Consider the following 19,141-nt stretch of genomic DNA (forward strand, 5'->3'; position numbering starts at 1 on the left):
ACCCGGTGAAATCGCCCGGCCCCGTTAGGGGGCCGGGGCGAATCTTCGTCTTATTGCGGCGTCGGGGCCGGAGCCGGTGCCGGGACCGGAGCTTCGACGCCAGGGGCCGGAGCCGCGCCTGGGCCGCCCTGCTGCTGTTGCTGCTGCATCATCATCGCCTGCAGCTGTTGAATGCGACGCTCAGCCTCGGCCATCGGCATGAAATCAACCAGCTCGATATCGAACGTCAGGTCGGCGTTAGCCGGAATCGGCGATCCCGGAGGCGGGTTGGCGCCATAGGCCTTCTCGGCCGGGATGGTCAGGACGTACTTGCCGCCCTTCTGCATCTCCAGCATGCCTTCGCGGAAGCCCGGGAGCATGTTCTGCAGCGGCAGCGGGGTACCCTTGGGCAGGATGCCTTCGACCGGAAGCGGAATGTCCTGCGACTTGTCGAACACCGTGCCGTCTTTCAGCTTGCCGGTGTAATGGACGAAGACCACGTCGCTTTCCTTCGGGTGTTCACCCTTGCCCGCGACGACTTCATCAACGTCGACACCCGCAGGAGCGGTGAACCAGGCGATACCGCCCGCAATCGCGAGGCCGAGCAGGATGCCGAGGAACAGCATCAGCAACGAACCGCGGGAAAGCGGCTTCAGGGGAACGCGAGTAACTTCGGCCATGACTGGATTCCTGAATGCGAAAAGGGCGCGGGTATCAACCCCACGCCCCTTTGGCTTAGCTACGATAGGGTGGCAAGCAACGAGGCTTACTTTACCCCGTCACGCTCCATCCGCTTACGCTCAAGCTTGCGGGCGCGGCGAACGGCGGCAGCCTTTTCGCGGGCGCGCTTCTCGCTCGGCTTTTCGTAGTGGCGGCGCAGCTTCATCTCGCGATAAACGCCTTCGCGCTGCAGCTTCTTCTTGAGCGCGCGCAGGGCCTGCTCGACGTTGTTATCGCGGACCATGATCTGCATAAATTAAAGCTACCTCTTTCAAATTCGGAACGGGAGAGCCCGCGAGATCAAGGCGGGTTGCACCATATGAATTGCAAATAGACTTACGTGCCGAATCCTCACGGTCCGGCTCGAACGTCGGCGCCGATAGGCCAAACCCGCACACAACGCAAGTTTGCCCGTCAGTATTTGCGGATAGGGGGTGGCGCGTCTAAGGCGGCCCGCATGTCACCCCCCTCCCCACTCGTCGCCTCCGCCCATGTCGCCCTCGGCGGGGCAATAGGCTCGGTCCTACGTTACCAGCTTGGCCGAGGCGTGACTCACTGGCTTGGCGTTCAAGTGGTGACGGCCTTTCCCTGGGCAACGCTGATCGTCAATATCGTAGGCAGCTGCGCCATGGGACTGCTGGCCGGCTGGCTCGCCCGCCACGGCGAAAGCGGAGAGCCGATGCGCCTGCTCCTGGGAGTCGGCGTGCTCGGAGGGTTCACCACTTTCTCGGCGTTTAGCCTCGAGATGATGGTGCTCATCGAACGCGGACAGGCCGGAAGCGCCTTTGCTTACGCCACGATTTCAGTGCTCGCGGGACTGACCGCGCTTTACGTGGGCCTCATCGTGATGCGGGTGACAGCATGAGCGATACTCCCACACCCGGCGTCCGCCAGTTCACCGTCGGCGCAGATGATGAAGGCGTACGCCTCGACCGCTGGTTCAAGCGCCACTTGCCGCAAGTGGGATTCGCCACTGTCTCGCGCTGGGCACGAACCGGACAGATTCGCGTCGACGGCAAGCGGGCGAAGCCTGAAGACAGGCTGACGGCCGGCCAGGTCCTGCGGGTCCCGCCGGGCGGCGAATCGACGGACCGGCCAAAGCCCAAGCGCCGGCCGCCCACCGCCGAACAGCTCGAACAAGCCGAGGCGATGCTGATCCAGCGCACCGACGCGGCTCTCGTACTCAACAAGCCTCCGGGCCTCGCCACCCAAGGCGGCACCGGAACGCACATGCACGTCGATGCCTTGCTCGATGCCTTCGCCGACGAGGACGAACCGCGCCCGCGCCTGGTCCACCGACTCGACAAGGACACCAGCGGTGTCCTGCTGATCGCGCGCACTCCGGGCAGCGCCGCGTTCTTCTCGAAGCGCTTCTCCGGGCGTTCGGCGAAGAAGATCTATTGGGCGCTGGTCGTCGGCGTGCCCGATGTCGACGATGGCACGATCGACGCCCCGCTCGCCAAGCAGCCCGGAACCGGCGGCGAAAAGATGCATGTCGACACCGAGAACGGCCAGCCCGCGAGGACGCGCTATCGGGTGATCGATCGCGTCGGCAACCGCGCCGCCTGGGTTGAACTGCAACCCCTGACCGGTCGCACGCACCAGTTGCGCGTCCACCTCGCCGCCATCGGGCATCCGATCGTGGGTGACGGCAAGTACGGCGGGCAGGAGGCGTTCTTGACCGGCTCGATCAGCCGCAAGATGCACCTGCACGCCCGCCGCCTGATCATCGACGCGCCGGGCGGAGGCTCGATCGATGCGACGGCCGAGCTGCCCGAGCACTTCGCAGCGAGCATGGAACAGCTCGGGTTCGATCCCGCCACCAGCAAGGCAGAGCCTGAGAAGGGCCCGCCCCCGCCGGGACGCGAAGCCAAGAAGCAGGCCGCGCGGCAACACGCCAAGCAATACCGCAAGGCCCGCAAGGGCGAACGGCGCGGTCGCGGAGCGCAACCGCGGAAGAGCGGTAAGTGACCGTCCGCCTCGCCGTATTCGACTGCGACGGCACGCTCAGCGATGGGCAGGCCGCGGTCTGCAAGGCGATGCTCACTGCGTTTGCCGAGGCCGGCCTGCCCACGCCCGACTTGCACCACGTCCGCCGCAGTGTCGGGCTAAGCCTGCCGCAAGCCATCGCCCGTCTTGCGCCCGACGCCTCGGCGGAAATCCAGGCCAACGCGGTGGAGGCCTACAAGACCGCCTTTCGCGGTGCCCGCCTCGACGGTTCGCTCCATGAGCCGTTGTTCGACGGCATTCCCGCGCTCCTGGCCCGGCTGCGGGTTGCCGGATGGCTGCTTGGTGTTGCCACCGGCAAGTCCGACCGCGGGCTGCGATCCTGCCTCCAGACCCATGGCGTGTTCGATCTGTTCCTGACCTTGCAGACCGCCGACCGGCATCCGTCGAAGCCCCATCCGGCGATGCTCGAAGCTGCGATGGCCGAAGCTATGGCGGCACCGGCCGATACGATCATGATCGGCGACACCGTCTATGACATCGACATGGCCCGTTCGGCAGGCTGCCGCGCGATCGGCGTGTCCTGGGGTTATCACGCGCCCGAAGAGCTGATCGCGGCCGGCGCCGAAATAGTCGTGCAGACGCCAGAGGAACTAGGAGACTTGCTCGATGTCTGAGCCCGCGAGCGACGACGCTGCGTTTGGCCGCTGGGCGATCATCATCCTTGCCCGGCTTGCCGGTGCGGCGATGACGGTGGTGGCCTTGCTCATAACGGCCGAGAGGTTTCCCGCGCCGCAATGGACCGGATATCCGCTCGTTTTCGTAGGACTGTTCGTGGTGTTCATGGTTCCCCAGCTGCTCGCCCGCAAATGGCGCAGTCCTTCGGAATGAAGCGCTTCTGGAAAGAGGTCGCGGTCGAAGAGGTGGACGGCGGCTTTCGCGTTACCCTCGATGGCCGGCCGATCCGCACCCAAGGCGGCGGCGCGCAAGTCGTACCCACGCGCGAATTAGCCGAGGCTTTGGCTGAGGAATGGCGCGGGCAAGGCGAGGAAGTCGATCCCGTCCGCTTCGTCATGCGCGATGTGGCCGACTTTGCGATCGACCAGGTGCGGCCCGATCGGGCGGCGACGGTGGCCGAACTGCTTCGCTACGCTGAGACCGACACGCTTTGCTATCGCGCGGATCCCGACGACCACTTGTATCGCCGCCAGCTTGAGCTGTGGGAGCCGGTCCTGGCTGCGGCGGAAGCCCGGTGGGACATCCACTTCACCCGCGTAAGCGGGATCGTCCATCGGCCGCAGCCGGACGCGACCTTGGCTCGTCTGCAGGGGGTGCTGGAAGGACTGGACGAGTTCTCGCTCGCCGCACTGCGCACGATGACGCCGATTGCCGCTTCGCTGACGGTGGCTCTGGCCGCGCTGGAAGATGGGGCCGACACCCAAGCGCTGTTCGCCGCCGCCAACTGCGAGCAGGACTGGCAGGCAGAGCTGTGGGGCTGGGATCTCGAAGCCGAGAACGCACGCGCCCGGAGGCTAGGCGCGTTTGAAGCGGCGGTGACCTTCGCGCGGCTAGCAGGGGATTAGCCCTCTCCCCTTGGGAGAGGGGAATTAGTTCACCCGATCCAGGCGGCGATTTCGCTGGCGACCTGGTTGGCGGCCTGGTTCAGCGCCGGACCTACCGAAACCGCCTCGGCCGCTGATGGAATGCGGCTTTCGAAGCGGCGCGACCGGACGGTGCCGTCAGGCATCTGTAGCACCGCATCGAAACGGACCACGGCGCTGCCCGAGGCGACATCGTAACCCATGTCGAGCAACTGGCCGGACAGCCGCGTCTCCGCCGCATGGCCGAGATCGCCTTCGTTGAGCACGAGCCGGTTACCCTTGGCGCGAACCGTCTCGGCGATCAGGTCCCTGAACAGCCGCGAGGGTTTCTCGACCCAGGTCGCGTCCTTCAGATAGGCGACGTTCGAAGCGTCGATCTGCACCGGGACCCGCGTGACGTTGAGCCGCTGATCGGTGCCGGGCTCGAAGATCACGATAGCCGCCTTGGCCTGCCCCGTCGCGTTGGTGCCGGCCGGAGCCGGGCTCTGCGGTGTCAGGGTGAGCAGTTGGTCGGGGACCTCTCCGCCCAGGCTGAGGCATCCGGCAAGCGGAAGTGCCAGCATCGCGGCCAGCAGGCCCCTGTTCAGCGTGTGATGCATTCCCTTGGCCCTCATGGCTTGTAGTCCGGCAGGCGATTGCCCCCGATGATCGCGCTCGCGCCGCCGTTGTCGATCCGCTCGGTCACGGCGCGCAGGGCTTCGCTGGTCCGGCGTAGATCCTGCAGCGTGGCGTTGGCGATCGGCAGCGTCGTGTTCGCGAGTTCGCGGGCTGCGGGACGCGTATCGTTGAGCGTTGCCTCAAGCGCCGTGGCGGCGGCCTGAGCGCGTTGCATGGTGGTGCGCAGTTCGGCGGCCAGGCTCTGCCCGTCGCGGTTGATCAGGCTGTCCGTCGACGCGAGGGTCTTCTCGAAGGCGTTAAGCGTCCTGGTGGACTGCGCCAGCGTTCCCTGCAGTTCGACCAGCGCCGCCTTCAGTTCCGGCGCCATGTCGGCCAGCTGGGCGCTCATGCGGTCGGTGTTGCCGAGGATGCCGGTGATCGACGCCTGGTTCTCGTCCGAAAGCAGCCGGGTGAGCCGGTCGGTCAGCGTCGCCAGGCGCTCAAGCAAGAGCGGGGCGCTGGCGAGGATCTGCCCGAGGCCGCCGCGTTCGGCGGGAATAACCGGCACACCTTCAGGCCCCGGCTCGGTGATCGGCGGCTGGCCTTTTGCGCCGCCGCTGAGCGAGAGCGTGGAAACGCCGGTGAAGCTGGCGGAGATCGTCGCCGTGGTGCCCTGGAGCACCGGAATCTGCGGATCGAGCTGGACCCGAACTCGCACGAACTCCGGATCTTTCTTCCACAATTCGATCTGGCTGATCTGGCCGGCCGGGACGCCCTGGAAGGTCACCCCCGAACCGCGCGCGAGACCCGCCACCGATTGCGGGAAGAAGATGTCGTATTCCTTGCGGCTGTTGGCGCCGAGTCCGGCGATCCAGATGATGGCCGCCAGCACCACGGCCAGCAGGGTCAAGGTGATAGCCCCTACCCAGACATAGTTGGCTCTTGTCTCCATCGGCGTGCCCTATGCCTTTCCGTCAGCGCCCTTGTCCACGGATTTCCCGCGGCCGGCGGCTTCTGAAGTTGCCCGTGCCGCGCGGCTGCGCGGCCCGTTGAAGTACTCCTGAATCCAGGGATGATCGGTCTGGAGCAGTTCCGGGATCGTGCCCACCGCGATCACTTCCTTGTCGGCGATGACCGCCACCCGGTCGCAAATCGCGTAGAGCGTGTCGAGATCGTGGGTGATCAGGAACACGGTCAGCCCAAGCGTATTGGTCAATTCTCGCGTCAGCGAATCGAACATTGCCGCGCCGATCGGGTCGAGGCCCGCGGTGGGCTCGTCAAGGAACAGCAGCTCCGGATCGAGCGCCAACGCCCGGGCGAGACCAGCGCGCTTGCGCATGCCACCCGAAAGCTCGGACGGATATTTGGCCGCTGCCTCTTCCGGCAACCCGCTCATCACCACTTTGTAGCGAGCGATCTCATGCCGCAGTTCGGCGTCGATCTCAGGGAAGAACTGCTTGAGCGGCACCTCCACGTTTTCGGCCACGGTCAGCGTCGAGAACAACGCCCCGCCCTGGAACAGCACGCCCCAACGGCTACGGACCGAGCTTTCTTCGTCGGGCAACACGCCAATGGTGCTCTTGCCGAACACGGTGATCTCGCCCTCGTCGGGAGTCTGTAGCCCGATGATCGAGCGCATGAGCACGGACTTGCCGGTACCCGAACCGCCAACCACGCCGAGGATCTCTCCCCGGCGGACCTTCAGCGAGAGGTTCTCGTGGATCACCTGGGTGCCGAAGCTGTTGCGCAACCCTTCGATCTCGATCGGAAACTCGCCGTCGAAATGCCCGACCACGTCGTCGCGCGCGTCCTCGAGCACGTCCTCGAGCAGTTCCTCGTCTTCGTCGTCGTCGATCATCCCCAGCCGACCTCCGAGAAGAACACAGCGAAGAATGCGTCGAGCACAATTACCATGAAGATGCCCTGCACCACAGCCTTGGTAGTGCGAAGGCCGACGTCCTCCGAGTTACCCTGGACCTGCATCCCCTGGTAACACCCGGCGAGCGCGATGATCAGGCCGAACACCGGCGCCTTGACCAGGCCGACCCACAAGTCGTGCACCGGCACGACTTCCTGGATCCGACTGAGAAAGGTCAGGAAGGGAATGCCAAGCGTCAGATCGGCGATGAAAGCGCCGCCCACGATCGCCAGCAAGGCCGCGTAGAAGCCCAGCAGCGGCATCATCAGCACCGCCGCGAGGATGCGGGGTACGATCAGCGCTTCGAGGGGATCGACGCCGATCGTGCGCATCGCGTCGATTTCCTCGGTCAGCTTCATCGTGCCGATCTGCGCGGCGAAGGCCGAACCCGAGCGGCCGGCCACCATGATCGCGGTCATCAGCACGCCAAGTTCGCGGAAGGACAGACGGCCGGTCAGGTTGATCGTGTAGATCTCCGCCCCGAACTGCCGCAGCTGCGCCGCGCCTTGCTGCGCGATCACGATGCCGATCAAGAAACTCATCAGCCCGACAATGCCGAGCGCGGAAACTCCGACCAAGTCGAACTGCCGCACCAGTGCGCGATAACGGAAACGCCGGGGGTGGCGAATGATCGCCCCCAGTGCGACGATCACCGCACCCAGGAAACTCAGGAACCGAACTACGCCCTGGCCGAACCGAACGGTCTTGCCCCCGGTATCGTCCAGCACGCGCGGGATGAGAGGCAGCCGGGGCGGCTCGATCGGGGCGGTGCTGGCGCTGTCGCGCACCGCCTGCAACAGCACGTCGGCTTGTTCGCTCGCCCCGACGATAATCGCGTTGTTTTCGTTGGCGAACCGGTACACCGTCCAGGCGCCGATAGTGTCGATGTCCCCGGTCTGCGACAGGTCGACCTGCTGCACCGGATCGGTCATCGCCCGCAGCTTGCGGTCGAGCACGGCGATGGTGGAAACCAGCAGTGGGCCTTCCAGCACCACCGTCATGCGGCCGCCCGCTTCTTCTACAGAGAAGTCCGCCCATTCCCGCATAGCAACATGCTATGCTTCGAAAACGCTTTCTGGGCAAGAACAACACGCTACGGCAAAACGCGGAAAATGCTTCCGGACAAACCCGACATTGCCCTGCGCCGGGGAGGCTGGCAAAGGCCCTCCCGACATGACTAACGAGCTCTCCAAGACCTTCGACCCCGCCGCGATTGAGGCGAAATGGTACGCGCATTGGGAAGGCAACGGCCTGTTCCGCCCCGAGCGGCCCGAGGCCCAGCCCTTCACTCTGGTCAACCCGCCGCCCAACGTAACCGGCAGCCTGCACATCGGCCACGCGCTCGACAACACGCTGCAGGACGTGGTCGTCCGTTACGAGCGGCTGCGTGGCAAGGACGCTTTGTGGGTGGTCGGCACCGACCACGCCGGCATCGCCACGCAGATGGTGGTCGAACGTCAGCTCGAACTGCAGCAGGACAAGCGGACCAACTATTCGCGCGAGGATTTCGTGGCGAAAGTCTGGGAGTGGAAGGCCGAGAGCGGCGGCACGATCACCGGCCAGTTGCGCCGCCTCGGTTGCTCGATGGATTGGAGCCGCGAGCAATTCACCATGGACCCGCACTTCACCCGCGCGGTGGTGAAGGTGTTCGTCGACCTCTACAACCAGGGCCTGATCTACCGCGACAAGCGGCTGGTGAACTGGGACCCCAAGCTCAAGACCGCGATCTCCGACCTCGAGGTCGAGACGCAGGATATCAAGAGCGGCTTCTGGCATTTCCGCTATCCGCTGGCCGACGGGGTCACGCTCGATAACGGTGCCGATCACATCGTGGTGGCGACCACCCGGCCGGAGACGATGCTGGCCGACATGGCCGTGGCGGTGAATGCCGAGGATCCGCGCTACAAGAGCGTCATCGGCAAGGAGATCCTCCAGCCGATTACCGGACGCAGGTTCAAGATCGTGGCCGACGAGCATGCCGATCCAGAGCTCGGCTCGGGCGCGGTGAAGATCACCCCAGGGCATGACTTCAACGACTTCGACGTCGGCAAGCGCGCTGGGTTCAAGCCCGGCGAGATGCTCAACATGTTCGATGAGGAAGCGCGCGTACAGCAGACGCAGGACGGGTTGATCCCGGCCGAGTTCCTCGGCAAGGACCGCTTCGACGCGCGCAAGCTGGTGGTCGAGCGGATGAAGGAGCTCGGCTTCCTCGTCCCGCACATCGACAAGGACGGCAACGAGCACGACGCCGAGCCGCGCGTGGTCGCGACCCCGTTCGGCGACCGTGGCGGCGTGGTGATCGAGCCGTGGCTGACTGACCAGTGGTACGTCGATGCCGAAACCCTCGCCCAGCCGCCGCTACAGGCGGTGCGCGACGGCCGGATCGAGATCGTCCCGAAGAGCTGGGAGAAGACCTTCTTCAACTGGATGGAGAACATCCAGCCTTGGTGTGTCAGTCGCCAGCTTTGGTGGGGGCATCGGATTCCGGCTTGGTACGCGGACGACGGCACCGTGTTCGTCGCCGAGACCGAGGAGGAAGCGCAGGCGCTCGCGGGCAACAAGGCGCTCGCGCGGGACGAAGACGTCCTCGACACCTGGTTCTCCTCCGCACTGTGGCCCTTCGCCACGCTCGGCTGGCCGGATGAGGACGCTACGCTCTACCAGCGCCACTACCCCAACGATTTGCTGATCTCCGGCTTCGACATCCTGTTCTTCTGGGATGCGCGCATGGCCATGCAGGGCATGCACTTCAACGAGGGACAAGTGCCGTGGAAGCGGCTCTATCTCCACGGCCTGGTGCGCGCGGCAGACGGGCAGAAGATGTCCAAGTCCAAGGGCAACGTGGTCGACCCGCTCGGCCTGATCGACAAGTTCGGCGCCGACGCGCTGCGCTTCTTCATGGCGGCGATGGAAAGCCAGGGCCGCGACGTGAAGATGGATGAGAGCCGCGTCGAGGGTTATCGCAACTTCGCGACAAAGCTCTGGAATGCGACGCGTTTCTGTCAGGCGAACGGCATCGGGGCGAGCACCTCGGTTGCGGCGCCCGCAGCCACTACCGCGGTCAATCGCTGGATCATCGGCGAGGTGGTCGAAACGCTGGCCGAACTCGACAAGGCCATGGCCGACTTGCGCTTCGACGCCGCCGCCAACGCGATCTACCAGTTCACCTGGGCGACGTTCTGCGACTGGTACCTGGAACTAATCAAGGGCCAGATCGACGACGAAACCAAGGCCGTCGCCGGCTGGGTGCTCGACCAGATCCTGGTCATGCTGCACCCGTTCATGCCGTTCATCACCGAGGAACTGTGGCACGCGCAGGGCGAGCGGGAGCTCGACCTGATCGTGGCGAAGTGGCCGGCGCCTGAGGCTTCGGTCGATGCGGCGGCCAAGGGCGAAGTCGACTGGCTGATCGCCCTGACCGGCAATCTCCGCGCCGCCAAGAACGAACTCGGCATCGCGCCTGGCGCCAAGCTGGAAGCTTTCGTTGCCGAGCCCTCAGCGGTGGGTCGCGCGGCGATCGAGAAGAACCCCGGCGCCATCGAGCGCCTGGCCCGCCTGTCGGGCATTCGCTTCGAAAACGCCCCAGCGGGCGCCGCGCTGCAGGTTTCGGCGGGGTCGGACTCGTTCGTCATCCCACTCGATGGGATCATCGACATCGAGGCGGAGAAGGCTCGCTTGGCCAAAGCTCGCGAGGCCTCGATTAAGGAACGCGACAGCCTCGCCAAGCGGCTCGAGAACCCGGCGTTCGTCGAGAAGGCCAAGCCCGAAGCGGTCGAGAAAGCTCGTGCGGACCACGCCCACCACGCAGCCGAGGCGGAGCGGTCGGAAGCGGCGCTGGCGCGGCTGGGGTAATCACAGGAGGTTCCTGAGCCGTGGGAGCGCCTTCGGCGCAATATCTCACGCAAAGCCGCAAAGCCGCTAAGGGCCTACTCCCCTCCCTTCGTCATCCCCGCGAAAGCGGGGACCCAGTCGGCTCGTCGCGTAGCACCGCCCTGGGTTCCCGCTTTCGCGGGAATGACGAGATATTTGAGCGAAGGAAGACGTCTTCGCGCCTTTGCGTGACTCACATCCTCGCTGCACTTCTCGCAGCGAGGACCTAGAGAACTTTCCTACGCGAACCGTTTCTGACAAGGCCTAGGCCATGACTCGGCCCCTCGCCCACCCATGCCGTTGACCCTCGCCACCACCACTCCGGGCGAGCCGGAAATCTTCGGCTCCCTCCAGGGCGAAGGCCCGAGCATGGGCAAGCCGTGCGCCTTCGTGCGCCTCTCGCGCTGCAACCTCGCCTGCGTCTGGTGCGACACGCCGTACACCTGGCATTTCGAGGGCGACAACCGCCCGCACCGAGGCGAGGAGACTTACGACCGCAAGGCCAACCAGCTCAATCTGAGCGAGGAAGACGTCGCCGCCCGCATCGCCGCGCTCGGCAAGCCCCGCCTGATCGTCACCGGGGGTGAGCCGCTACTGCAGGCCCCCGCCCTCACCCGGATGCTGGCACTTCTGCCGGACATGACGATCGAGATCGAAACCAACGGCTCGGTCGCCCCGCCGCCCGCGCTCGACGCGCTGATCCACCAGTACAATGTCAGCCCCAAGCTCGCTCACTCCGGCAATCCCGCCGATCTGGCACTGGTCCCGGAACGCCTCGGCCATTGGGCGCAAGAGCCGCGGGCGTTCTTCAAATTCGTGGTCGCAGAACCGGCCGACGTTGAGGAAGTCCTGAAACTGGCGGAAACCTACGCCATTCCCGCATCGCGCATCTACCTCATGGCTGAGGGCACTGACACTGGGACGCTCGAAGCGCGGGAGCGCTGGCTTGCCGAACTTTGCCTTTCCCACAATTTGACTCTGTCCAAACGCTTGCACATCCAACTTTACGGCGACACTAGAGGGACATGAACAAGCCCGCTGCCTCGCCGTTCAAGGGTGACCTCACCGAAGGCCCCGTTTTCAGGACTTTGCTGCTGTTCAGCGTACCCATGCTGCTCAGCAATATCCTGCAGTCGCTGAGCGGCACGATCAACTCGATCTGGGTCGGCCGGCTGATTGGTGAAGAGGCGCTGGCGGCGACGGCGAATGCCAACATCATCATGTTCCTGGTCGCCGGTGCGGCGTTCGGGTTCGGCATGGCCGGCACAGTCAAGATCGGCCAGCGCTTCGGCGCCCGCGATATCGACGGCGCGCGCAAGACCTTTGGTACGGTGGTCGGGTTCTCTGCCGTGTTGATGGCGGCGATTGCGCTGCTCGGCTACCTCACCGCGCCCGCGCTTCTCACCGCCCTGCACACGCCGGGCGGGGCCTATCCACTGGCCCTGATCTACATCCGGCTGATGTTCATCTCGATGCCGTTCATGATGGTGTCGGTGATCCTGACCATGGGTCTGCGCGGCACCGGTGACGCGCGCACGCCGCTGATCTTCATGGGTGTGACTGTCGCCATCGACACTATCCTCAACCCGGTGCTGATCGCGGGTATCGGCCCCTTCCCTACAATGGGCATCGCCGGCTCGGCCACCTCGACGATCATCGCCAGCCTGGTCTCGTTCGTGGGCATGCTGATCTACGTCTATGCCAAGGACCTACCGCTTCGACTGCGCGGGTCCGAACTGCGATATCTTAAGCCGCGGCGTGACGAACTGGCCTTCGTTATCAGCAAGGGCATTCCCATGGGCGCACAGATGCTGGTGATGAGCGCGTCGGGCATCATCATCGTTGGCCTGGTCAATCGCGAAGGACTGCTGATGACCGCCGCCTATGGCGCGGCGATGCAACTGTTCACTTACATCCAGATGCCGGCCATGGCCGTCGGCGGCGCGGTGAGCGCGATCGCCGCCCAGTACATCGGCGCCGGGAAGTGGGATCGTCTCGACAGCATCACTCGCGGTGGGGTCATGATCAATTTCGTCATGACCGGCGTGCTCACGGTAGTGCTGCTGGTGTTCGACCGGGCGGCGCTCGTGCTGTTCCTCGGCCCGGAAAGCCCCGCGGTCCCGCTCGCCCGGCATATCCAGCTGCTCGCCGGGTGGAGCTTCATGGTGTTCGGGGTGACCATGGTCTACTCGGCCACGATGCGCGCTGGTGGCGCCGTGTGGATCCCGCTCATGATCATCGCCGTCGCGCTCTATCCGGTGCGGCTGGGGTTCTATTTCCTGGCCTATCCCTGGATCGGTTCGGACGCGATCTGGCTGTCGTTCCCGGTCGGATCGGTGGCAGGCCTGGTGCTCGGCTGGGGGTTCTACCACTACTCCGGCTGGCGCAAGCACGCGATGCCCGAGGCGAGCGAAGAAGCGCAGGAGCAGTCCAACGCCGACGGCGAACCCGCCGGCCGCTACGCGCCAAACCTGTAGCGCTTAGCGTCCCTGCGCACGCCAGCGTTGCACGGTGCGGACGACGCGTTCTTCCTCGCCGCCGTTTTCGCGCCACAGCTCAGTGAAGCTCGGGTCTTCCGAAGCGGGTCGCTTCGATTCCTCGAGGTTGTCGAACGCCACGCGGATCGGAATGGAAACACCCTCGCCGCAGATGATGCACTCGCGGTTGCGCAGCGCCGGGATGGAATCGAGGAAGCCGCGCGCGCCTTCGGGCATGGCGGCCTTCACGAAAGCCTGGTCGCGGTCGTTGTTGAGGCGCATCGAAAGAATCGTGCCACACTGCGACAGCACGCCTTCGGCCAAGTCAGACGGGCGCTGCGTAATCAGGCCGAGGCTGATGCCGTACTTACGGCCTTCCTTGGCGATACGGCTGAGAATGCGGCCGACCGACGAGCCATCCGCATTGCGTTCATTCGGAACGTAGCGGTGCGCCTCTTCGCAGACGAGCAGGATCGGCCGGGTCTTTTCCTCGCGGCCCCAGATGGCGAAGTCGAACACCATGCGGCTGAGCACGGCGACCACGGTCGAAGTGATGTCCGAAGGAACGCCCGACACGTCGATGATCGAGATCGGCTTGCCCTGGCCGGGCATGCGGAAGATGCGGCCGATAAAGTCCGCCATGGTGTCGCCGACAAGCATGCCGGAGAACATGAACTGGTAGCGCGGGTCACCCTTGATCTCTTCGATCTTGGTCTTGATCCGCATGAACGGCGCGCTCGAGGTGGCCTTATCGAGCTTGCCCGCTTCGTCCTGGATGATGTTGGTCAGGTCGCTGAGCAGATAGGGGATCGGCGAATCGACTGTGATCTTGCCGAGCGTTTCGGCGAGGCGGTTCTTGCTGCGTGCCTTGAGCAGCGCCTTGGCCAGGATGTCCGCATCTTCCTGGAATTCGCTACCGCTAGTGGTCAGGAAGACTTCGCAGTGCTCTTCGAAGTTCATCAGCCAGTATGGCATCTGCAGGTTGCCGACGTCGTAGATGACCCCGGTGTTGCGGAAGGCCGCGGCGTATTCGCCGTGCGGGTCGATCATCACCACGTGACCCTGCGGAGCGCTTTCGCAAATCCGGTGCAGGATCAGGGCCGCGGTCGTCGACTTGCCGGTGCCGGTCGAGCCGAGCAGGGCGAAGTGCTTGCCCAGCATCGCGTCGACATAGAGGCCGGCGCGGATGTCGGTGGTTGGGTAGACGGTGCCGATCTGGATCGAGCTGCGGCCGTCAGAGGCGTAGATCTGGCGCAAATCCTCGGTCGTTGCCGGAAAGACCAGCGCACCTGGCGTGGGATAGCGAGTGACACCGCGGCGGAAGCTGTGGATCCGGCCGGTCAGCTTTTCTTCGCTGCCCTCGCCCATGAAATCGATGTTCGCGAGGATGCTGTCGCCATCGCGGCGCCGGTCCTGGCGTTGGTTGCGGACACTGGCGAGCAGCCAGCCGTCCTTGGTCTTGATCTTGACCTGACTACCCACTTGTCCCGCAAGCGCGATCGAGGGGTCGGCATCGTCCATGCATTCGTTCAGGCGCTGCATGTCGATCGCGATCTGCGAGCCTGAACCCGCAATCTCGATGACCACGCCGATCGGCTGAATGGCGTTCTCTGTAGCGGCATCCCGCGGTGCCCTTGGCGCCACGGCAACCGCTCCCGGCTCTTCAGCCGGGTTGAACGTGTTGAACTGCTTCGGCATCTCGCTCATGCGGCACGTCCGTTTAACCCCAAGTAGGGCCGGATTAAGCAACCTGAGTTAATATCGCGTCAAAGCGCTGAAAAATCAGACGAGCGCGAATACGCGGCCGGCGAGCCATCCCATAAGAAGCGACAGGAAGACCGCAAACAGGCCGTAGAGAACCGACGACCCTTCCGCCGAATCCGCCACGAACCTTTCGAAACCATGCTTTGTGACTTGCACCTCGGCAATCGCGGAATCGATCACCCGTCCGTCGGCGATGGCAAAGGTTTCCGCCGTATAGCGGCCAGTGATGACGTTGGAGGGCAAGGCGATTCGGGCCTGGTAGAGCACGCCGTCGCGGACCGTGACGCCCTTGGGGTCTTCCTTGTACAGCCCCTCGCGCTGGCGAAGATCGACCAAGCCTTCCGTGAAGCGCGCCTGCTCTTCGGGTTCAATGGCCCCGGTCGGCGAAAGCTGCAGGAAGTTGAGCCCCAGTTCATAGATCGCAGCCGTCCTCTCATCGACGATCTGGTCGATCGGCCGGGAGCTGGCCACCGCGAAAAACGAAGGTGCCGAACGGAACGCCGTGCTCTGGGCATTCATCCAGATGCCGAACCGCTTGCCTTTCTCGCGGACCAGGATCGGTTGCGTCGGTCCCTTGAGTACCACGACAATGTCATAGGGCTGGCTCGCCCGGCGACCGTCGGCGTCGAGGATTGCGCCGAACAACAACAGGTTGGTGCCAGTGAAACCCTGGCGAACCCGCACTTCGTGCTGCGAAACGTCGGGGACCAGGATCGGCGCCCGTTGACCCGAGAGGGCGAGGAAGGCCAGAGCCGCGAGGAGGACGCGGCCCATCATAGCGGCAGCACCGTAAAGACCTCATCAGGCCTTACGCCCAGGCCGAATGCCATGCGCAAGGCCACGCCCAGCACCAGGACAGCAAGCAGCAAGCGCAACAGTTCAGGCTTGGCCAGCTGCGCAATGCGCGAGCCAAGCTGTGCGCCGGTTACCGAACCGAACAGCAGCAGCCCGGCCAGCACGATGTCGACCGCCTTGGTGGTCAGGGCGTGCATCATGGTCGCGGCCATGGTCACGAACAGGATCTGGAACAGCGAAGTGCCGACCACCACGCTGGCGCTCATCCCCAGGATGTAGAGCATGGCCGGCACGAGAATGAACCCGCCGCCAACGCCCATCAGCATCGTCAGGATGCCCACGACAACGCCCATGAGCAGCGGCGCGAGGGGCGAGATGTAGAGGCCCGAGCGATAGAACCGCCAGCGCATCGGCAGGGCGGCAACGAGCGGGTGGTGCCGGCGCTTCGCCGCGCGCGGACGGGCACCGCGACTTTGCCGCAGCGCTTCCAGGCTCTCCCGCCCCATGAGAGCGCCGATCATGCCAAGCATCAGGACGTAGAGGATGTTGATGACGACATCGATCTGACCAAGCGATTCCAGAAAGCGGAACAACATGGCCCCGATCGTCGCTCCGATCACTCCGCCGGCAACGCCCACGGCTCCGATCTGGTAGTCGACCCCGCCCCGGCGCGTGTGCGCAAAAACACCCGAAACGCTCGCGCCCGTGACCTGGCTGGCGGAAGACGCGGCGGCCACTGTCGGGGGAACGCCGTAGAAGATCAGCAGCGGCGTGGTCAGGAACCCGCCGCCGACGCCGAATATGCCCGAAAGGATGCCCGTTCCGGCCCCAAGCAGGACGATGACCAGTCCGTTGACCGCCAAGTTCGCGATGGGCAGGTACACGTCCATGCAGCCACCTAACCCATGGGGGCGACGGATTGAAGGTTGGCCGCCCTAGAAACCGGCGGATAGCGTCAGGGCCGGTCCACTTTTCGGTTCGGCCTCTCCCGACAAGCGGAAACGATAATCGACAGAGAGCCTTGCGCGCGTTTTCCCGAGGCGGAACGCCTGAGTGGCCGTGGGTCCAAGATCGAGGCGGGCGGCGCCCTTCTGCGTCCCGCCCCAGGCGCCGGCGCCAACGCTGAAGCCCGCCTCGTCCAACCCTCGCAGGGTCCGCTGAACCCGAACCAGGCCGTCGACAAAAGCCGTCGCCCCTTCTCCACCGACGTAACCGCCCTGGAGGTAGATTTCGCCACGGGTGTTCAGCGGTAGTTCGACCGGCGGTATCTCGGTGACGGCATAGGCGGCCGGCCTGAACCGTGCGTCTCGAGACAACTCTCCCACGCGCGCTTCCAGGGCCACCCTCACTGGAACTTGCGGAAGGATGCGTGCTGAGAGGCCGGCGGCAAGCTCTTGCTCATGCGGTGCGGCGAGCGCGGTACTCGCACGAAGATGCGCCTGTAGGTTCCGGCCTCCCAGCGGCGTCAGACGATACCGTAGCACCGCCCCGGCCTGACTGCGGCCATAGCTCGGAAAGCCAGCTTGAACTGGAGTGACGGTATCGTGGCGTAGCAGAAGCCAGCCATCGCCTGACCAACGCGCAGGACCTGCCGGGCGGAGGGCGGCGGGATAAGGCGCTGCGGCGGGTCCGGGCGCGAACTGAGCCGAGGGACCCTCGCCCGATGGCGCAAGCGGCGCGGGAATTGCCCGTTCGATCAAGGGCGGCTGCGAGCTCGGGTGTAGAGCAACTCGGGCAGCTTGAGACGGGAGACCCGAACTCGACACCCGGTTGCCGATCCAGGCCTGTGTCCCGGTAGAGGGAAAGAGGCTCGTAAGATGAGGGGAGCTCGGTTCGACTCGGTTGGTAACCGATCGGGGCGTGATCGCATCGTCAGCGGCAGCCCGGACGTCAGGCGTCAATTGCAGTAACGTCGCCCGGAATCCGAACCACCCGACGAACAAGGCGCCAAGGACCATGAGAGGCCGTCCGCGCTGCCCCATCGCACCCCTCATCCGAGATTGGCCCGAACATTCTGCAACGCGCCGATCGAGCCCGGATGCTCATCGTGATCGGTCTTGTCCCATGCCGAAGCCCGACCCAAGAGCCAGCGAGCGTAAGCGCCAACCGCGCGCCGCGCCGCCATGATCGCAATTAGGTTGGCCAAGGGTATTCGAAGGATGGCTCGGAGTCCTTCCCTCCAGCCGTACTCACGGGCGGTAAAAGCGAAACGCATGCCTACACGCCAGACCAACCCCACAAAGTTGGCGGCGAGCAGGACCGTTACGAGCGGATCTGGTTCGGGATGCCGCTCGAAATCCACGGCACCAAGACTCCATAGAAGTCCGGCCACGACGAGGAGTGCATATCCCGCAAAGAGGGCCAAGGCCGATAGCGGGCCACGACGATCACGGACGCGCATCCACCGCTCGCCCACCCCGCCGCTCCACCCGAGCCGATCCCAGCCCTGCAAGGCGATGCCGTTCAGCCACCTGGCCTTCTGCCGCACGGCCTGGTCGATCCGCGCCGGGAAGTACGCTCTGGTTGCCACGAGCTGGCCATCCTCGCCCCGGACACGCAAGAAGCGCGACCGCCCGCCAGCGGCCTTGATAGTCATCCCCAGTTCGTAGTCCTCGGTCAGCGATTCGACGGGGAAAGGACCTTTTCCGCCGCCGAGGGCGTCGATCTTCGCGAGCATGGGCCGCGCAAAACCGCAGCCGACTCCTGCTCCTGGCAAGGCAGCCCCGACCGCCTGGCGCACGACCATCGCCTTGCCGTGAGCTTCGGCAAATTCATCGCAGTAGTGGTTGCCGATCCAGCGGCCTGGCCGGACTTCCGGCAACACGGGAAGCTGAACGAAATCGGCGTCTTCGACAGCGCGATCGATCAGGACGAGCTCCGCCGGATCGACCATGTCCTCGGCATCGTGCAGCAGGATCTGGCGAAAGCGCTCTCCGCTGCGGCGTTCATCAGCCTCGAGCGCGGCGTAGAGGCGATTGAGGCAGTCTGCCTTTGTCGTCGGACCTGCCTGGTCGTGCACCACCAGGCGAAGTCGAGGATCTCCGCGCGATCCACGCATCACGGCTTCGATGGTCGAAGCGTCGTTGGAATAGCAGCCGACGTAGACCCGCAACGCCGACTGCGGCCACGCAGCCAGCGCGTGAGCGAGAGTTATTCCGATGACCCGCGCTTCCCGCCAGGCCGGGATGAACAGGGCGGCGGACCCAGTGAGCTCCTTATGGCTGAGTTCGCGTCGTTCGATCCTTGGACTCTTCGCCCGTCCAGTGAGGCGCAGCCAAGCCCAGCCGATATCGACGGCCAGTTCGTCGAGGCTGCCGAGCAGCAGGAAGACTCCCGCAAAGAGGAGCAGCTCGCGCTCCACAAGCGTGAACCAATCGAACAACGTCCATTCCGCCAAGGGCCGCCCTTCCCAACGGTCCCAAAACCCTCTCGCACTCCCCCCTCAGAGACCAAGACTTAACTTGCTGAAACAT

General features: G+C 64.9%; 19 protein-coding genes. 8 read left to right on the forward strand and 11 right to left on the reverse strand.

Annotation, left to right across the window (positions count from 1 at the left end; genetic code table 11):
* Positions 1–50 precede the first annotated feature (50 nt).
* Both ASD76_RS10295 and rpsU read right to left on the reverse strand, forming a co-directional pair.
* Positions 51–659 carry an FKBP-type peptidyl-prolyl cis-trans isomerase gene (locus tag ASD76_RS10295; RefSeq protein ID WP_055922126.1) on the reverse strand — a complete coding sequence of 203 codons (609 nt, stop codon included), beginning with the start codon at positions 657–659 and terminating at the stop codon, positions 51–53.
* A gap of 86 nt (positions 660–745) precedes the next feature.
* Positions 746–952, reverse strand: coding sequence for a 30S ribosomal protein S21 (gene rpsU, locus ASD76_RS10300; protein WP_055922130.1), 207 nt, complete (start codon positions 950–952; stop codon positions 746–748).
* A 204-nt stretch (positions 953–1,156) separates the two neighbouring features.
* On the opposite strand from rpsU, the gene crcB reads away from it, so the two are divergent.
* The 5 genes from crcB to ASD76_RS10325 are packed head-to-tail and all read left to right on the forward strand — an operon-like array spanning position 1,157 to position 4,229.
* Positions 1,157–1,564 (forward strand): fluoride efflux transporter CrcB, encoded by a 408-nt coding sequence (gene crcB / locus ASD76_RS10305; protein ID WP_055922132.1) that lies wholly within the window; start codon positions 1,157–1,159, stop codon positions 1,562–1,564.
* The gene (locus tag ASD76_RS10310; protein WP_055922134.1) at positions 1,561–2,670 is read left to right on the forward strand and encodes an RluA family pseudouridine synthase; all 1,110 of its coding nucleotides are present in this window, start codon (positions 1,561–1,563) and stop codon (positions 2,668–2,670) included. Before crcB ends, ASD76_RS10310 begins: the two co-directional genes overlap by 4 nt.
* Positions 2,667–3,323, forward strand: a complete 657-nt coding sequence (locus ASD76_RS10315; protein WP_055922137.1) for an HAD-IA family hydrolase — start codon at positions 2,667–2,669, stop codon at positions 3,321–3,323. Before ASD76_RS10310 ends, ASD76_RS10315 begins: the two co-directional genes overlap by 4 nt.
* Positions 3,316–3,537 carry a hypothetical protein gene (locus tag ASD76_RS10320; RefSeq protein WP_055922140.1) on the forward strand — a complete coding sequence of 74 codons (222 nt, stop codon included), beginning with the start codon at positions 3,316–3,318 and terminating at the stop codon, positions 3,535–3,537. Before ASD76_RS10315 ends, ASD76_RS10320 begins: the two co-directional genes overlap by 8 nt.
* Positions 3,534–4,229 (forward strand): ATP12 family chaperone protein, encoded by a 696-nt coding sequence (locus ASD76_RS10325; protein ID WP_055922143.1) that lies wholly within the window; start codon positions 3,534–3,536, stop codon positions 4,227–4,229. Before ASD76_RS10320 ends, ASD76_RS10325 begins: the two co-directional genes overlap by 4 nt.
* A 29-nt stretch (positions 4,230–4,258) precedes the next feature.
* On the opposite strand, the gene ASD76_RS10330 is transcribed toward ASD76_RS10325, so the two are convergent.
* Genes ASD76_RS10330 through ASD76_RS10345 form a run of 4 tightly spaced genes read right to left on the reverse strand, consistent with a single transcriptional unit; the run spans position 4,259 to position 7,808 of the window.
* Positions 4,259–4,846, reverse strand: coding sequence for an ABC-type transport auxiliary lipoprotein family protein (locus ASD76_RS10330; protein WP_055922146.1), 588 nt, complete (start codon positions 4,844–4,846; stop codon positions 4,259–4,261).
* Between the two features lie 11 nt (positions 4,847–4,857).
* Positions 4,858–5,796: an MlaD family protein gene (locus tag ASD76_RS10335; protein ID WP_055922150.1), complete on the reverse strand. Its 939-nt coding sequence runs from the start codon at positions 5,794–5,796 to the stop codon at positions 4,858–4,860.
* Between the two features lie 9 nt (positions 5,797–5,805).
* Entirely contained in the window at positions 5,806–6,702 is an 897-nt protein-coding gene (locus tag ASD76_RS10340; RefSeq protein WP_055922153.1) for an ABC transporter ATP-binding protein, read from the reverse strand.
* Entirely contained in the window at positions 6,699–7,808 is a 1,110-nt protein-coding gene (locus ASD76_RS10345) for an MlaE family ABC transporter permease (protein WP_055922156.1), read from the reverse strand. Before ASD76_RS10345 ends, ASD76_RS10340 begins: the two co-directional genes overlap by 4 nt.
* A gap of 127 nt (positions 7,809–7,935) precedes the next feature.
* Between ASD76_RS10345 and ASD76_RS10350 the strand changes: the two genes are divergently transcribed.
* From ASD76_RS10350 to ASD76_RS10360, 3 genes are all read left to right on the forward strand, one after another.
* Positions 7,936–10,614 carry a valine--tRNA ligase gene (locus tag ASD76_RS10350; protein WP_055922159.1) on the forward strand — a complete coding sequence of 893 codons (2,679 nt, stop codon included), beginning with the start codon at positions 7,936–7,938 and terminating at the stop codon, positions 10,612–10,614.
* A 312-nt stretch (positions 10,615–10,926) separates the two neighbouring features.
* On the forward strand, positions 10,927–11,661 hold the full coding sequence (locus ASD76_RS10355; RefSeq protein ID WP_055922162.1) for a 7-carboxy-7-deazaguanine synthase QueE: 735 nt from the start codon (positions 10,927–10,929) through the stop codon (positions 11,659–11,661).
* The gene (locus ASD76_RS10360; protein WP_055922165.1) at positions 11,658–13,109 is read left to right on the forward strand and encodes an MATE family efflux transporter; all 1,452 of its coding nucleotides are present in this window, start codon (positions 11,658–11,660) and stop codon (positions 13,107–13,109) included. Before ASD76_RS10355 ends, ASD76_RS10360 begins: the two co-directional genes overlap by 4 nt.
* 3 nt (positions 13,110–13,112) lie before the next feature.
* Here the strand turns inward: ASD76_RS10360 and ASD76_RS10365 are convergent, their stop codons facing one another.
* The 5 genes from ASD76_RS10365 to ASD76_RS10385 form a co-directional block, all read right to left on the reverse strand.
* A complete protein-coding gene (locus tag ASD76_RS10365; RefSeq protein WP_082553719.1) occupies positions 13,113–14,816 on the reverse strand; it encodes an ATP-binding protein in 1,704 nt (567 codons plus the stop codon).
* 75 nt (positions 14,817–14,891) lie between these two features.
* Positions 14,892–15,647 carry a TIGR02186 family protein gene (locus ASD76_RS10370; protein WP_055922168.1) on the reverse strand — a complete coding sequence of 252 codons (756 nt, stop codon included), beginning with the start codon at positions 15,645–15,647 and terminating at the stop codon, positions 14,892–14,894.
* On the reverse strand, positions 15,647–16,558 hold the full coding sequence (locus ASD76_RS10375; protein WP_055922171.1) for a sulfite exporter TauE/SafE family protein: 912 nt from the start codon (positions 16,556–16,558) through the stop codon (positions 15,647–15,649). The genes ASD76_RS10370 and ASD76_RS10375 overlap by 1 nt, the downstream gene beginning before the upstream one ends.
* A 45-nt stretch (positions 16,559–16,603) precedes the next feature.
* Positions 16,604–17,368 carry a hypothetical protein gene (locus tag ASD76_RS18265; RefSeq protein WP_156457639.1) on the reverse strand — a complete coding sequence of 255 codons (765 nt, stop codon included), beginning with the start codon at positions 17,366–17,368 and terminating at the stop codon, positions 16,604–16,606.
* A 290-nt stretch (positions 17,369–17,658) separates the two neighbouring features.
* Positions 17,659–19,050 carry a glycosyl transferase family protein gene (locus ASD76_RS10385; protein ID WP_235506610.1) on the reverse strand — a complete coding sequence of 464 codons (1,392 nt, stop codon included), beginning with the start codon at positions 19,048–19,050 and terminating at the stop codon, positions 17,659–17,661.
* Positions 19,051–19,141 lie beyond the last annotated feature (91 nt).

Source organism: Altererythrobacter sp. Root672 (assembly GCF_001427865.1).
Classification (GTDB): Bacteria; Pseudomonadota; Alphaproteobacteria; order Sphingomonadales; family Sphingomonadaceae; genus Croceibacterium_A.

What these genes read in the sequence shown, in the direction of transcription:
- ASD76_RS10295 (WP_055922126.1), bottom strand. Translation starts at nt 659, where the DNA reads ATGGCCGAAGTTACTCGCGTTCCCCTGAAGCCGCTTTCCCGCGGTTCG.
- rpsU (WP_055922130.1), bottom strand. Translation starts at nt 952, where the DNA reads ATGCAGATCATGGTCCGCGATAACAACGTCGAGCAGGCCCTGCGCGCG.
- crcB (WP_055922132.1), top strand. Translation starts at nt 1,157, where the DNA reads ATGTCACCCCCCTCCCCACTCGTCGCCTCCGCCCATGTCGCCCTCGGC.
- ASD76_RS10310 (WP_055922134.1), top strand. Translation starts at nt 1,561, where the DNA reads ATGAGCGATACTCCCACACCCGGCGTCCGCCAGTTCACCGTCGGCGCA.
- ASD76_RS10320 (WP_055922140.1), top strand. Translation starts at nt 3,316, where the DNA reads ATGTCTGAGCCCGCGAGCGACGACGCTGCGTTTGGCCGCTGGGCGATC.
- ASD76_RS10325 (WP_055922143.1), top strand. Translation starts at nt 3,534, where the DNA reads ATGAAGCGCTTCTGGAAAGAGGTCGCGGTCGAAGAGGTGGACGGCGGC.
- ASD76_RS10330 (WP_055922146.1), bottom strand. Translation starts at nt 4,846, where the DNA reads ATGCATCACACGCTGAACAGGGGCCTGCTGGCCGCGATGCTGGCACTT.
- ASD76_RS10335 (WP_055922150.1), bottom strand. Translation starts at nt 5,796, where the DNA reads ATGGAGACAAGAGCCAACTATGTCTGGGTAGGGGCTATCACCTTGACC.
- ASD76_RS10340 (WP_055922153.1), bottom strand. Translation starts at nt 6,702, where the DNA reads ATGATCGACGACGACGAAGACGAGGAACTGCTCGAGGACGTGCTCGAG.
- ASD76_RS10345 (WP_055922156.1), bottom strand. Translation starts at nt 7,808, where the DNA reads ATGCGGGAATGGGCGGACTTCTCTGTAGAAGAAGCGGGCGGCCGCATG.
- ASD76_RS10350 (WP_055922159.1), top strand. Translation starts at nt 7,936, where the DNA reads ATGACTAACGAGCTCTCCAAGACCTTCGACCCCGCCGCGATTGAGGCG.
- ASD76_RS10355 (WP_055922162.1), top strand. Translation starts at nt 10,927, where the DNA reads ATGCCGTTGACCCTCGCCACCACCACTCCGGGCGAGCCGGAAATCTTC.
- ASD76_RS10360 (WP_055922165.1), top strand. Translation starts at nt 11,658, where the DNA reads ATGAACAAGCCCGCTGCCTCGCCGTTCAAGGGTGACCTCACCGAAGGC.
- ASD76_RS10365 (WP_082553719.1), bottom strand. Translation starts at nt 14,816, where the DNA reads ATGAGCGAGATGCCGAAGCAGTTCAACACGTTCAACCCGGCTGAAGAG.
- ASD76_RS10370 (WP_055922168.1), bottom strand. Translation starts at nt 15,647, where the DNA reads ATGGGCCGCGTCCTCCTCGCGGCTCTGGCCTTCCTCGCCCTCTCGGGT.
- ASD76_RS10375 (WP_055922171.1), bottom strand. Translation starts at nt 16,558, where the DNA reads ATGGACGTGTACCTGCCCATCGCGAACTTGGCGGTCAACGGACTGGTC.